The organism is Fodinibius sediminis (genome assembly GCF_900182555.1).
Lineage (GTDB): Bacteria > Bacteroidota > Rhodothermia > Balneolales > Balneolaceae > Fodinibius > Fodinibius sediminis.
This window is the reverse complement of record NZ_FXTH01000002.1, coordinates 366,170-379,452: the sequence shown is the minus strand read 5'-3', so window position 1 is coordinate 379,452 and position 13,283 is coordinate 366,170. Positions and strand designations below refer to the sequence as shown.

Genomic DNA, 13,283 nt, shown 5'->3' with positions numbered 1-13,283 from the left:
TGAGGGTTAAGCATCCTCTTATTGTGCCTTGAACGTTCCGGTTTGAACGATTTGGATGGCTACACCATCAATTTCGGCTGGAATCCTGGTTCTGATCTTCTTTTTATCTTCGGATACCGATACGATGATGCCGGTCCGCTTTTTTTCCACCATGCCGATCCCCACTGCCGTAACTCCTTTAAGTTTCAGCCAGTTTTCTTCATACCTTTTCTTGACGGCTGAGGCCGCTTCGTATTGGTCTGCCATAATTTTTCGGATTAATGGCCCTTTCAAATGGGATCACCGTTTTAGGGTAAAGAAATATCCAGAGCTTCAAAAACATTTTGTGCGCGATTGATAAGCGTGGTGGTGTCGCTTCCTGCAAAAAGAAGGCCCACGAGATTATTATCCATATCCAGCACAGCCGAGCCGCTGTCGCCGCCCTGGCTCATGGGGCCTGCCATAATTTGATCATTGAAAACCGACACCTTGCTGCTGCCGTAGTTTACACGTTCGGTCACATCTACCTGTTCAATAATTCCCTCCGTTTGTGCTGTAGTTCTTCCGCTCTTTTGCACCGCTGTATTGAGGGAGGCTTCCTTTTGTCCGGAGATCGGACCCAGCTGCAGAATTTCATCATTCACGTCAGCGGGATCGTTGGGCTTGGCAATTGCACAGTCGACCGTATTGCCTGTTGCCCCGGTTTCGGCTTGAGAAGAGAGACGGTATTGCTGGAGTCGAACGCTGCTGCCGGCTAGCGAGGAGAGGGTATTGGCAGCAGATACAACAACATCTGCTATACCGCAGTCATTGTTGTCCCCTTTTCCCTTCCCATTGCCATTGCTGTTTTCGAAGACAATGGGGACAAATTCGGAGAGCCGGGCTATCGAGTCTTCTGGGTGGTTGCCGCTGTCATGGGGACCGGGTTGTAAAATCGGGTCACCCTCCGAAGCTTCATTACTATTGGCCAGAACATGATTATTCGAGAGAATGTAGATGGTTCCATTTTTTTGGACCAGGCATCCCAGTGTTCCCGCGCTTACATCGATATGAGCTATGCTTACACCGCCCGGCGCCGGTCGATAGCGGGAGGTGGGATCCTGAAAAGCTCGAAACATTCCGGTGGTATTCACGTCAGTGGGAATGTCGTGCACCTGGCGGGGAATCAGCTCGTTGGAGGTAAGTCTGTTTTCAGCTTTCTTTATTTCTACTGAACAAACAATGGATAACTGCTCAGTGAGGGTGCCCCCATACGTTTGTACCCGATTCCGGTCGCCCTCACATTTGGTTTTTGCATTAACTGTGGTCTGATCTCGTTTAATACATTGCGGACTTCCTGGATGGTTTGTGCCATAATGACCTTATCTGTTAGATAATCTTATCAAATTAGGGGCCTATGGGTTATACTCCAAAAACAGATTTTTGTTTTCAAACGGCCCTTTTTTCTGAAAAGGGACGGGTATCGCCCGGTGCCGACTGCTGATGTCAGAATGAGAAGAGTATCTTGCGATATGTTATTGTAATTGATGTTGAAAAACGCTATTTTTGCGTGCCTGCTGGCGAGTGAAAGTCACCACGTCGGCTGTTTCAATCAGGAACAACCAAAGGAAACATATCACACATGAGTAGAAATTACTACGAGTTAACCTATATTATTAATCCCGTTCTGGAAGACGATAAGTACGAGCAAATCGTCGGAAAGTTTACCGATTTTATCCGTAACAATGATGGAGAGATCGATGAAGTTGATGAATGGGGAATCCGTAAGTTTGAATATGAAATGGACCGGAAATCGAGCGGTTATTACGTAAACGTTTATTTCACGGCTCCCGGCGAACTTATTGAAAAACTGGAACGCGCCCTTCGCATTGACGATTACATTATGCGCTATCTCACCCTCAAGTATGATGCGAAGATGCTCCGCCACCGTGAGCTTCAGCGTAAGAATGCCGTTCCAACGGTCTTTGTTGATGAAGAAGAGGAAGGCGAAGAAGACGAAGACTAACTGATCTCCATAAACAAAAGCATTTTATATTATGATTAAGAATCCATCACATCCGAAGAAGGGACAGATAAAAACGCGGGCCTGTAAGTTTACCAAGGCTGGCTTAGAGTATATTGATTACAAGGATACCGAGCTGTTGCAGCGCTTCATGAACGACCAGGGAAAGATTCTCCCCCGTCGTGTAACCGGAACGAGCGCCAAGTACCAGCGTCAGCTTTCTCGTGCCATCAAACGGGCCCGTTTTTTAGGAATGGTTCCCTATGTAGCAGAAAACCTTCGATAAAAAATATTTACTATTTCCATGGCTAATAAATACATGAAGTTAATTTTACGTGAAGATGTAGAAAAGCTCGGCGATTCTGGCGATATTGTCGAAGTACGGGCCGGTTATGGTCGTAACTACCTGATTCCCCAGGGAAAAGCGATGATGGCGACGGACGGTGCCCTCAAACAGCTGGAACGCATGAAAGAGCAGGCCGAACGACGAGCTGAACTTACCATTGAAGCGGCTCAGGATATGGCCGAGCGGTTGGAAACGACCTCTGTCACTATTTCTGTTTCAGTGGGTGAAGATGAACGAATTCACGGTTCAGTAACAAACCAGGATGTGGCCGAAGCACTGGAAGAACGAGACATTACAATAGACAAGCGTAAGATTTCGTTAGACCAGGACATCAAAACACTGGGCGAATACACAGCCACCGTGAATCTGATCGGTGAGATTAAGCCACAGATTAAGGTTTGGGTGGTTAAAAAATAAAACGCACATCGCGTTTTAACCTAAACTTACGGGTATGTATACCATTTTAAAATATGCAATGGGGATCATCATTATGATGTTATCCCCATTTTTTGTACAGGCCCAGATGCTGGATCCTGTTTCCTACTCCATTACAGAGGCACCGGAGGAGGTACAGGGGGGCGAGGTATTTGAAGTAAAGGTACAGGCCTCTATTGAAGGGCAGTGGCACCTTTATTCGGTTGCCAATGACCCCGATGCTGGGCCTTATCCCACGCAGTTTAGCTCAGCGAACCCGCAGATGGAAATAGCGGGAACAGTCGGGGAATCGGAGCCCTCCATTGAGATGGATCCCAACTTCAATGCTGAATTAGGCTGGCATACCGGTGAGGCCACCTTCACTATTCCCGTAGCGTTTAAACCGGGGACGGAAGGCACAACAATGATCGACCTGGAAGTACTCTACCAGGTGTGTGATGACAAGGCGTGCCTGCCTCCCAAAACCAAGTCCGTTACCCGGTCGATTGCCATCAGAGGGGTGGCGGAAGAACCCTATCAGGACTTTTCGAAGTCGTCACAGTCAGCAGCGGATGAAGTTTCATCCGAAACCCCCGATACTTCCGATCAGGATGAGGCGGTGATCGGGGAGGAACCGCCCCGTGTCGGGACTGCAGCCAGCAGCGGTTTGGGAGGCAATGGAATCTTTTCCTTTTTATGGATAGCTCTGACAGCGGGTTTTGCCGCGCTGCTTACCCCCTGTGTATTCCCGATGATCCCCTTAACGGTCTCTTTTTTCTCCAAGCAAAAAGAGGGACACGGTTTCCGGGCTGTCGGGCAAGCCGTCGGTTTTGGAATGACAATCGTCATTACTTTTACCATTCTGGGGGGGCTGCTTGCCCTTTTTATCGGGGCCTCGGGGGCCAACCAGTTTGCAGCCAATCCGTGGGTCAATCTTTTTATTGCGCTTATCCTTGTTGTATTTGCGATCAGCTTGCTTGGAGCATTTGAACTCAGGCTGCCCTACCAACTGACGAACTGGCTCAATAAAAAGAGCAACGAAAGCTCGGGAATGGTTGGTATTTTGTTTATGGCACTGACCATTAGTGCGGTTTCCTTCTCATGTACAGCACCATTTGTCGGTGGGGTTCTGGCTGCGACGACGGGGGGCGAATGGTTTTACCCCATTATTGGCATGGCGGGCTTTTCGGCCGCATTTGCAAGTCCCTTTGTACTTTTGGCCCTTTTCCCGCGCTGGTTGGAATCACTCCCGAAAAGCGGATCCTGGATGAATGTCGTCAAGGTGCTTCTGGGATTTATTGAACTAGCCGCGGCTTTCAAATTCTTGTCGAATGCAGACCTGGTATGGCAATGGGGACTTATTTCGCGTCCTTTTACTATCGCTGCCTGGATAGCGATCTTTTTTGTGGCCGGCCTGTATATCCTCGGCACCTTCACCCTTTCTCATGAGACAAAACCCCAGAAAATAGGGACGGGGCGCCTGATCCTCTCTCTCCCGTTTCTTCTGTTCAGTTTCTACCTGATTCCGGGATTGCTCGGAGCTTCGCTCGGGATCTGGGATTCCTGGCTGCCTCCCAAGCAGGCTACAGATGTGAGCGTGGTGCAGACACTCGCACAGCAAGGTATTTCAGGCACAAATAAAACTGCGGAAGAATCTTGGTCCAGCAATTATGAGGCATCCGTAGAAACGGCTAAACAGGCAAATATTCCTGTATTTATTGACTTCACAGGCTATACGTGTACGAATTGCCGGGCTATGGAAACCAATGTCTTCCCTTTGGCATCTGTTCAAAAACGATTTGCAAAAATGGAGCAAGTGCGTTTATATACAGACGACGGATCTGAAGGTCCAAAGAATCAGCGGTTCCAGTTTGAACTAACAGGAACCGTTGCATTGCCTACATATGTAATTGTGGATCCGAACAGCGGTCAAGTCATTGAGCAACTGGTGGGTTATGCCGACAAAGAGGAATTTCAGCAATTTTTGGACACAGGTCTTCAAAAGTTTGAGAAAATAACAAAAAGGTTACAAATTGGGATGAAATGATAGCGGTTTGCTGTTAAAGTATTGTGAAAGGGAATAAATATATTTTTTTTCCTTCCTTTCTTTGACATTTTAAATAAATTAATCTATCATTTTCCATCTTTATGAGCCCTTATAAACAGATAACTAATTTAATTTAACTGGAGTAATCGTATGACATCGTCAATAACTCTCTTTTTCCTTCAAGCAGGAGCAGATCAAGGATTTTTTAATGTAATTGTCGAAAAATTTAATGAAGGTAACGAGGGTGGGTTCATGTGGCCGGTCCTTGTCGCTCTTATCCTGGGCCTAGCCATTTTCCTGGAGCGTATTATCACCTTGAACCTGGCTGATATTGATACCCGTAAATTCGTGGTTGACGTACAAGAAGCCCTGGATGAAGGGGGAGTACCTGCCGCTCGACAACTTTGTGCTGAAACCCGCGGACCTGTTGCCTCTGTGTTCCAGGCTGGCCTGATGCGTGTTGATGAAGGCATTGACGCGGCTGAAAAAGCGATATCGGCATACGGATCTATTGAAATGAGCTTCCTGGAGCGGGGGCTTGTATGGCTGTCGTTGTTTATCGCCATTGCACCGCTGCTGGGTTTCCTTGGAACAGTTGTTGGTATGATCCAGGCATTCGATGCTATTGAGCAGGCCGGTGATATTTCTCCAACATTGGTTGCAGGGGGTATTAAAGTAGCACTGCTGACAACGGCTGGCGGTCTGCTTGCAGGTATTATTCTGCAAATTGGTTATAACTACTGCGTTTCTAAAATCGACCGCATCATCTCGGAAATGGAAGAAAGCTCCATTACGCTGATTGACTCAATTGTTATGCTTAAAGAAGGCAAGCAGGTAGCGCCCGATCAGTCCGGTGACGAGTAAAATAACCCTTATCATTAATGCTAATTCTTATTTAATATTATGATTGTAACCATAGCAATAGGATTAGGCTTAGGGTTGATCGGACTCGGTGTTTTGGGAATGCTGATTTCCGGTATCCAGAGCCTTATAAAAGGTAAGCAGGACGTTAAGAAAATTCTGATGATGCTGGTACCATTTGCGGTTTTTGCCGTGGCTTTCGGCATCTTCAGTGATGTTGCCCAGGCTGGGGTGGCTACCATGATTTTCATGATAGCGGCAATGCTCTTGCTGATTTTCCTCTCCGGTCTACGCGGGACTTTTAATATATAATTCTTAGGTGCTACAACTATGTTTAATAACAAAAGGGAACGCGAGGAAGCTGAAGTAGGTGGAGCGGGAATGGCCGATATTGCCTTTCTGCTGCTTATCTTCTTCCTTCTCGTTACAACCATTGATGTTGATACCGGTATTGGTCTTCAGCTGCCGCCGGCACCTGAAGAAAACCAGGAGCCGCCACCTATTAAGGAGCGTAATCTGCTCAATATCCTTGTCAATGCACAGGGTATGATTCTGATAGATGAAGAGCCAACCCCTGTCAGCGCCTTAAAGCAAAAGATTAAGGATTTTGTTACCAATCGTGGTCAAGATCCCAATCTTTCAGATTCTCCTGACAAAGCGATTGTTTCTATTAAGACACAACGCCAGACACCTTATAAAACATATATCGATATGTTGGATGAAGTGATGGGGGCGTATGCTGAACTCCGTAACCAGGCCTCACAGTCAGAATTCGGGGTTCCGTATGAAGAGCTGGAAGATGACAGCGAGGAGCAACAGAAGATACAGGATATCTATCCGAAGAAAATTTCAATCGCAGAACCCTCTGAGGGATAAGGTCTAATTATGGCACATTTTCAAAAGAAATCTGCTAAAACAAGTCAGGACGTACCTACTTCGGCCATGCCGGATGTGGTATTCATGCTGCTCATCTTTTTCATGGTGACAACCGTTCTCCGTGAGGTTGAGCTTCAGGTCCAGATCAACTATGCTCAGGCAGAAAATATTGAAAAAATAGAGCAGAAAAGGCTTGTAAGTTATATTTATATAGGCCCCCAAAAGCTTCAGGGCAATCAATTGGGAGAACCCCGTGTACAGATTGATGATGCTATCATTGAAGATATCGGGGCTATACGTAAAATCATGTACGACAAGTACAAGGAACAGCCCAAGCTGATTGTTTCTTTGCGTGTACATGAAGAAGCCGAGTTTGGTATTGTAACGGATGTTGAACAGGAGCTGCGCGAAGCGGGTACCCTTCGACTGAACTATTCTACCAAGCAAGAGGTCGTTAACTAAGACCGAACAGAACAACCATTTATTCTCAAAAGGCAAGTACACATTTGTGTACCTGCCTTTTTTATTATATCAATAGACTATGGGCAAGGAATCTTTTCGTACGATACAATCACTGGGACGGGATGAACTTATTGATGAGCTGATGGAGCACAATGCCCTGAGCAGCGACCTGGTGGTCAAAGGCTATGGCGATGACAGCACGGTGCTGAATCACCAGAAAGGGTACCAGCTTTTAAGCTCGGAGAGTTTCATGGAAGGCGTGGATTTTGATCTAACCTATGTGCCGCTTCATCATCTGGGGTACAAGATTGCTACCGCTGCCGTCAGCGATATCTATGCCATGAACGGCTCGCCGGAATTGGTACTGGTTAATCTCTCTGTTCCCAACAAGATATCGGTGGATATGCTTAAAGAGATATACAGAGGGATTGGTGCTGCAGGCAAGGATTATGAATTCCAGATCGGGGGCGGAGACCTGACGGCCTCACACCAGACCCTGGGCATCAGCATCAGTTGTTACGGGGAAGTAGCTCAGGACAAGATAATCTATCGCAAGGGTGCTCATGAGGGCGATGCCGTCTGTGTGACCGGAGACCTTGGAGGGGCTGCGGCTGGCCTGCGTATCCTCATGCGTGAAAAACGATTCTGGGAGGAACAGGACCAGCAGCAGGCTTTCCAGCCGGATCTGACCGACTATGAATATGTTGTACGGCGGCAGCTTGTACCCGTTGCCCGAAAAGACTTTATCGAGAAGATTGCAGACCTGAACATCCTGCCTACCTCAATGATCGATTTAACCCAGGGACTGGCCAGTGAACTACAACACCTGGCTGAGGCCTCGGAAATGGGGGTCTATTTCTATCAGGCTGCATTGCCTATAAGCCTGGACACCCGCCGGGTAGCCGATGAAATGAAAGAGGATGTCGATAAATATGCGCTGTATGGCGGCGAAGATTTTGAGCTGATGTTTACTCTGCCCGAAGAACAGGTTGAAGGCCTGGCCGATGAATTCAGTGATTTTACGGTTATTGGCCAGGTTACCGATAAAGAGGAAGGCATTCGCATGCAGAAGGCCGAAGGGGAGGTTGTCGTCTTCGACGGCAGTGGCCAGCAGCTATAAAGCAAGCTGAGCGTACAGAATGGTGTGGATATACGTTTTAGTGATTTGAATCGTTAATCATATATAATTTACTAAGGTTAATGCGGGGTATATTACGCACGCTTTAAATATTTACCGTATATTTACGCGATAAGATAAATTTGCTACCACCGAGTACATGTCCAAGAATAAGAATTCGACAAATAAAAACAATTCAAAGGGCCCCCTGAATGGGGGAGAAAAATCTCCCAAATTTCCAATATGGATTTATGTAGTCCTGCTTATAGCCCTTTTTGGTATTCAGATTTATTTTATGAATACCACATCTGGTGAACAGATAAAATACAGCACGTTTTTATCTTATGTCGAAAAGGGTTTTATCGAGCAGATCACCATAGAAAACGGGGCTTACATTCGGGGAGTTTACAGTGAAAAGGCCGTTAAGGAGGGCATTGTTACACCTCCTGCCGAGGACCAGGGGTGGCAGCTTGATACGGGGACACCTCCCAAAAATACCTTTACAACTACCATGCTGGAAGGGGATGAGATACGCCCGATCCTGGACCAGAACAACGTTACCTACGACGTACAAATTGATGACGACTGGTTCAGTGGTATTTTAATCTGGCTTATACCTATCGGACTGGCTGTTTTCTTCTGGATATTTATCTTCCGGCGGATGAATCCCGGTCAGCAGGTACTGAATATCGGCAAGAATAAAGCTTCCCTCTACGATAAGCAGAAAGAGAATGAAATTTCGTTTAAGGATGTAGCAGGACTCGAAGAGGCCAAGGCCGAGGTCGAGGAGGTCGTGGAATTTTTGAGAAACCCGCAAAAGTTTACAAAACTGGGCGGTACGCTGCCCAAAGGGGTCCTGTTGGTGGGCCCGCCGGGAACCGGCAAGACACTCCTTGCAAAAGCTACGGCCGGAGAAGCCGATGTTCCTTTCTTCAGTCTCAGCGGTTCTGATTTTGTTGAAATGTTTGTTGGAGTAGGGGCCGCCCGCGTACGTGACCTGTTTAAACAGGCCAAAGAAAAGGCACCCTGTATCATCTTTATCGATGAAATTGACGCCATTGGACGCAGCCGGGGAAAAGGCATGATGATGGGCTCAAACGATGAGCGGGAGAATACGCTCAACCAGCTTTTGAGTGAAATGGATGGTTTTAATACCGATAAGGGGGTTATCATCATGGCTGCCACCAACCGTCCGGATGTCTTGGATTCAGCCCTGCTGCGACCCGGCCGTTTTGACCGGCAGATCCTTATTGATAAACCGGACCTGCGCGGAAGAATGGAGGTTTTGAAGGTGCATGCCAAGAAGCTGAAGCTTTCTGAAGATATCGATCTTAAGCTCCTGGCCTCTCAGACACCGGGCTTTGCCGGTGCGGAACTTGCCAATTTGTGTAACGAAGCGGCATTGATGGCCGCCCGCAGGGGCAAAGAACAGGTGGAAATGGAGGATTTTCAGGATTCCATTGAACGGGTTATCGCCGGCTTGGAGAAAAAGAATAAGCTGATTAATCCCCGGGAACGTGAGATTGTCGCCTATCATGAGGCGGGGCACGCCATCGTGGGCTGGTACCTGGAGCATACGGATCCAGTGCTTAAAGTGAGTATTGTGCCCCGTGGGCTGGCTGCCTTGGGATATACGCTCCAGACCCCGCTGGAAGATCGCTTCCTCATGACAACAGAGGAACTCAATGACAAGATCTGTGCCTTGCTGGGCGGTCGTGTGGCGGAGGAAATCATTTTTGGCCGGATCTCTACCGGTGCACAAAACGACCTGGAACGTATTACGAATATGGCTTTTGCAATGGTTGCTGAATATGGCATGAGTGATGAGATCGGCTATCTGTCACTCAAGGATTCCAAGAATCCCGAGAATAGCTACGGCTTCAACAAAAAATATTCTGAGCATACAGCAGAACGGATTGACGAGGCGGTAGCCCATATCATCCAGTCGAACTATGAACGCACCAAAGCGCTGATTACCGATCACAAGGACAAGCTTGAAAAAATGGCCAAGACGCTCCTGGATAAAGAAGTAATTGATCATAACGACTTGAGGGATCTGCTGGGTGATCACCCGGAAGGAAAATATCCCGAGGGTATTTTTAATGCCGATCGAACCTTGCAGGGGGGCAACGGTCATGCTGAAGAAGCCGCTGTTGGCGACGAGCAGTCCCCGGAGACGGAGGAGGTTGAGAACGACGCCTCCGAACAGGTCGAAAAATGAATGACAGTGATAAACCGGGAGGAGGGGCAGACTCTTTCCGGTTATCATTTTGCCTTTTCTAGCCCAAGCGTTCCTTCCTTTTACGCCATTCCCGCTTAACATTGTGGTAACATGAGATTAACAGACCCATAATGATGGCGTAATATTGATGCAATCTGAGTGTGCTATCCTTGACATATCATGTTAAGGAAACAATCCAACCATAAATCAGCACACTTACCATGAAGAATTTAAGCACACTAAAGTACATACTCCCTTGCCTGGTGATACTGATCCTCGCACTGGGTCCACCCGATCAAGCCCATGGCCAGTCAGAGACGAGTCGTATTTCGGGCAGGGTCGTTGACGCCCGGACAGGTGAACCGATTATAGGGGCTAATGTGGCTCTTACGGGTACTACCCGGGGGGCAGCAACCGATCTGGATGGCCAGTACTCCATTCGGGAGGTACCGGCTGGCCATCATTCCATTACGGTTTCCTATATCTCTTATGCCCGGAAAACTATTACGGATGTCCAGGTAAATGCGGATTCAAACACCCGGTTGAATGTTTCTCTAATGCCTGAGACGGTAGGGATGGAGGCCGTGACCGTTACGGCCGCTGCCAGCAGTAACAGTGAGGCGGGCCTCCTGTCCATCCAGCGGAAATCCGTTTCTTTTCAGGATGGACTCTCATCGGAGTTCCTGGATAAAAGCGGTGCCGGTGATGTGGCTTCGGGGCTTAAAAAAATAACCGGGGTTTCCCTGATGAATGGGAAGGAAGTGTTCGTACGCGGACTGGGAAACAGGTACAGCAATGTTCAGCTTAATGGAGCCCAGGTGCCTTCCACCAATCCCAACAAGAAAGAAGCCCCCGTAGATCTGGTCGGCAGCAGCCTGGTGGATCATATTGTTGTTCAAAAGACCTATACGCCAGATCAGTCGGGTGAGTTTTCAGGCGGATCGGTACAGATAACGACCAAGGAATTTCCCGAAGACCGTAATCTGTCACTGAGCTACTCTACCAGCTTCAACACGCGGGGAACATTTGGCAATACCCTGACCTACCCGGGCAGCCGAACTGATTTCCTGGGTTTTGACAATGGTAAACGGGCACTCCCGGCTTCTATAACCGATAATCGGTTGACGAGGGAGCAGGAGGTGGAGACCGCTGCAAAACTGCATAACGACTGGTCGGTTCGAAACTCATCGCAGGCCATTCCCTCGCAAAAGATCGGTGTCAGCTATGCCAACCAGTTTAATGAGGAAGCCATGCCTGTGGGTATTGTCTCCAATATCAGCTATAAGTATCACACCGCCTACGATGCGGGTAAAATTACGCGCTCTATTGAAAGTACCAACAGGAATACCGGGGAAAACATACTGAGCGGTGATTTTGTACAGGATGTGGGAACTGAGAGCTCCGATTTCAGTGCCATGATGAACCTATTTGTAAAACCCGGCCGTACCACCAAAATCGGATTCAAAAACCTGTATTCCAATGCGCTGGAAAACAAAACCTCCGTAGTGACCGGCACATATACGAATGCTCTCAGGATCAACAGGCAGACCATTCTCGATTTTGATCGCCGCAACATATATTCCTCCTCTGTCAATGCGGAAAAATACTTTTCCGACTTTTTACAGTCGAGCCTGAGTGCTGTTGTTTCCTACTCCAGGGCTTTGCGGGACCGCCCGGACCGGCGAACAACACAATACGCCCTGAACGATGACCGGCAATACGCTATCAAGCTCTCGGAGGGAGGGAATGGTCACTTTTATTCCAGCCAGAACGACAAAAACTACAGCGCACGGATTGATTATGAGCTCGAGCCCGTGAACGGTTTCAAATTAAAGACAGGCGTCACGGGAAATTTCAAGGAGAGAGCATTTGAGGCCCGTAAACTGGAATACCAGGATTTTGAGAACAGCGTACCCTCTGACTTGGCCATAGCCCCTCCTGAAGAAGTACTGGCTGACAAGGTCATCGCAGAGGATATTATCGATCTGGCTGAAATTACCGGTCCCAATGATTCTTATGAGGGAGAACAGCTTCTTTATGCCGGATACCTGAGTTCCACGCTCGATATCCTTGCCCGGCTCTCACTGGATGTCGGGGCCCGCATTGAATCATCGGACCAGCGCATTGATGGCCGATCCCTGGTCCAAACCACTGATATTCTTCCCAGCATCAATGCAACCTACAATATTTCTGATAAAACGAATCTGCGGGGCGCTTTCTCGGTAACCCTTGCACGCCCGGAATTTCGGGAGATATCGGAATTTGACTTCCAGGACTTTGTGGGTTCACGGATCGTATATGGAAACCCGGATCTGGAACGGACCAACATCAACAACTATGATCTGCGATTCGAAACCTATCCGCATCCGGGTGAACTCTTTGCCGTAAGTGCTTTTTACAAGCAGTTTCACAATCCGATAGAGGTCTGGTACCGCATCACCGAACGGACGGAAGTGGTCTATGAAAACGCCGACCGGGCTGATCTGTATGGACTGGAACTTGAGATGCGAAAAAATTTCACGGAGCGCCTGCAGTTCGTAGCGAATGGATCGTATATCTTTTCAAAAGTCGACTTCAGCGACAGCAGGGAGGAGATCCAGGGGAGGCTGGCAACCTTCGAACGGCCCATGTACGGGCAATCCCCCTATACCGTCAACCTCTCCGCCTTTTATGCCCTTCCTGCCATTCGTACGGAGCTGGGCATGAATTACCATACCTTTGGCAAACGAATCGTCACCATTGGCAAGGGTACGCATCCCGATGATGAATATGAGCAGCCCTTCCATGGACTCAATATGAATATCTCGCATACGCTTGGAGATTATTCGTTCAGTCTGGGGGTCGAAAACCTGCTAAACGACCAGCGCGTCTACAAGCAGGGCAGAGTGACCACCTTTCAATACAAGCCGGGCATGACCTATACCTTTGGTGTGAAGGTAGCACTCTAAAAGCAAGGAA

At 48.1% G+C, this 13,283-nt stretch carries 13 protein-coding genes; 11 read left to right on the top strand and 2 right to left on the bottom strand.

The features are described 5' to 3' along the window. Positions 1–18 precede the first annotated feature (18 nt). Together FN808_RS03660 and FN808_RS03655 are read right to left on the bottom strand one after the other, a co-directional pair. Positions 19–246 carry a hypothetical protein gene (locus tag FN808_RS03660; RefSeq protein ID WP_142713196.1) on the bottom strand — a complete coding sequence of 76 codons (228 nt, stop codon included), beginning with the start codon at positions 244–246 and terminating at the stop codon, positions 19–21. Between the two features lie 41 nt (positions 247–287). Further along, complete coding sequence (locus tag FN808_RS03655) at positions 288–1,133, bottom strand: trypsin-like serine protease (protein WP_221929892.1); 846 nt, start codon at positions 1,131–1,133, stop codon at positions 288–290. Between the two features lie 467 nt (positions 1,134–1,600). Here FN808_RS03655 and rpsF point away from each other — a divergent pair, with 467 nt between their 5' ends. The 11 genes from rpsF (at position 1,601) to FN808_RS03600 (ending at position 13,273) form a co-directional block, all read left to right on the top strand. After that, complete coding sequence (gene rpsF, locus FN808_RS03650) at positions 1,601–1,984, top strand: 30S ribosomal protein S6 (protein WP_142713195.1); 384 nt, start codon at positions 1,601–1,603, stop codon at positions 1,982–1,984. A gap of 31 nt (positions 1,985–2,015) precedes the next feature. Next, complete coding sequence (rpsR, locus tag FN808_RS03645) at positions 2,016–2,267, top strand: 30S ribosomal protein S18 (protein ID WP_142713194.1); 252 nt, start codon at positions 2,016–2,018, stop codon at positions 2,265–2,267. A gap of 18 nt (positions 2,268–2,285) precedes the next feature. Then, positions 2,286–2,744: a 50S ribosomal protein L9 gene (rplI, locus tag FN808_RS03640; protein WP_246068276.1), complete on the top strand. Its 459-nt coding sequence runs from the start codon at positions 2,286–2,288 to the stop codon at positions 2,742–2,744. Positions 2,745–2,817: 73 nt separating this feature from the next. Next, positions 2,818–4,788 (top strand): protein-disulfide reductase DsbD family protein, encoded by a 1,971-nt coding sequence (locus FN808_RS03635; protein WP_246068275.1) that lies wholly within the window; start codon positions 2,818–2,820, stop codon positions 4,786–4,788. A 150-nt stretch (positions 4,789–4,938) separates the two neighbouring features. After that, on the top strand, positions 4,939–5,652 hold the full coding sequence (locus tag FN808_RS03630; protein WP_142713191.1) for a MotA/TolQ/ExbB proton channel family protein: 714 nt from the start codon (positions 4,939–4,941) through the stop codon (positions 5,650–5,652). A 39-nt stretch (positions 5,653–5,691) separates the two neighbouring features. Continuing rightward, positions 5,692–5,961, top strand: coding sequence for a hypothetical protein (locus tag FN808_RS03625; protein ID WP_246068274.1), 270 nt, complete (start codon positions 5,692–5,694; stop codon positions 5,959–5,961). A gap of 18 nt (positions 5,962–5,979) precedes the next feature. Then, the gene (locus FN808_RS03620) at positions 5,980–6,525 is read left to right on the top strand and encodes a biopolymer transporter ExbD (RefSeq protein WP_142713190.1); all 546 of its coding nucleotides are present in this window, start codon (positions 5,980–5,982) and stop codon (positions 6,523–6,525) included. A 9-nt stretch (positions 6,526–6,534) separates the two neighbouring features. Next, on the top strand, positions 6,535–6,987 hold the full coding sequence (locus FN808_RS03615) for an ExbD/TolR family protein (RefSeq protein ID WP_142713189.1): 453 nt from the start codon (positions 6,535–6,537) through the stop codon (positions 6,985–6,987). A gap of 79 nt (positions 6,988–7,066) precedes the next feature. Next, positions 7,067–8,107, top strand: a complete 1,041-nt coding sequence (thiL, locus tag FN808_RS03610) for a thiamine-phosphate kinase (RefSeq protein WP_142713188.1) — start codon at positions 7,067–7,069, stop codon at positions 8,105–8,107. Between the two features lie 157 nt (positions 8,108–8,264). Then, positions 8,265–10,325: an ATP-dependent zinc metalloprotease FtsH gene (gene ftsH / locus FN808_RS03605; RefSeq protein ID WP_142713187.1), complete on the top strand. Its 2,061-nt coding sequence runs from the start codon at positions 8,265–8,267 to the stop codon at positions 10,323–10,325. A 221-nt stretch (positions 10,326–10,546) separates the two neighbouring features. After that, a complete protein-coding gene (locus FN808_RS03600) occupies positions 10,547–13,273 on the top strand; it encodes a TonB-dependent receptor (RefSeq protein ID WP_142713186.1) in 2,727 nt (908 codons plus the stop codon). The last annotated feature ends 10 nt before the right edge of the window (positions 13,274–13,283 follow it).

Coding starts and splice junctions, on each gene's coding strand:
- FN808_RS03660 (WP_142713196.1), bottom strand. CDS start 246: ATGGCAGACCAATACGAAGCGGCCTCAGCCGTCAAGAAAAGGTATGAA.
- rpsF (WP_142713195.1), top strand. CDS start 1,601: ATGAGTAGAAATTACTACGAGTTAACCTATATTATTAATCCCGTTCTG.
- rpsR (WP_142713194.1), top strand. CDS start 2,016: ATGATTAAGAATCCATCACATCCGAAGAAGGGACAGATAAAAACGCGG.
- rplI (WP_246068276.1), top strand. CDS start 2,286: ATGGCTAATAAATACATGAAGTTAATTTTACGTGAAGATGTAGAAAAG.
- FN808_RS03635 (WP_246068275.1), top strand. CDS start 2,818: ATGATGTTATCCCCATTTTTTGTACAGGCCCAGATGCTGGATCCTGTT.
- FN808_RS03630 (WP_142713191.1), top strand. CDS start 4,939: ATGACATCGTCAATAACTCTCTTTTTCCTTCAAGCAGGAGCAGATCAA.
- FN808_RS03625 (WP_246068274.1), top strand. CDS start 5,692: ATGATTGTAACCATAGCAATAGGATTAGGCTTAGGGTTGATCGGACTC.
- FN808_RS03620 (WP_142713190.1), top strand. CDS start 5,980: ATGTTTAATAACAAAAGGGAACGCGAGGAAGCTGAAGTAGGTGGAGCG.
- FN808_RS03615 (WP_142713189.1), top strand. CDS start 6,535: ATGGCACATTTTCAAAAGAAATCTGCTAAAACAAGTCAGGACGTACCT.
- thiL (WP_142713188.1), top strand. CDS start 7,067: ATGGGCAAGGAATCTTTTCGTACGATACAATCACTGGGACGGGATGAA.
- ftsH (WP_142713187.1), top strand. CDS start 8,265: ATGTCCAAGAATAAGAATTCGACAAATAAAAACAATTCAAAGGGCCCC.
- FN808_RS03600 (WP_142713186.1), top strand. CDS start 10,547: ATGAAGAATTTAAGCACACTAAAGTACATACTCCCTTGCCTGGTGATA.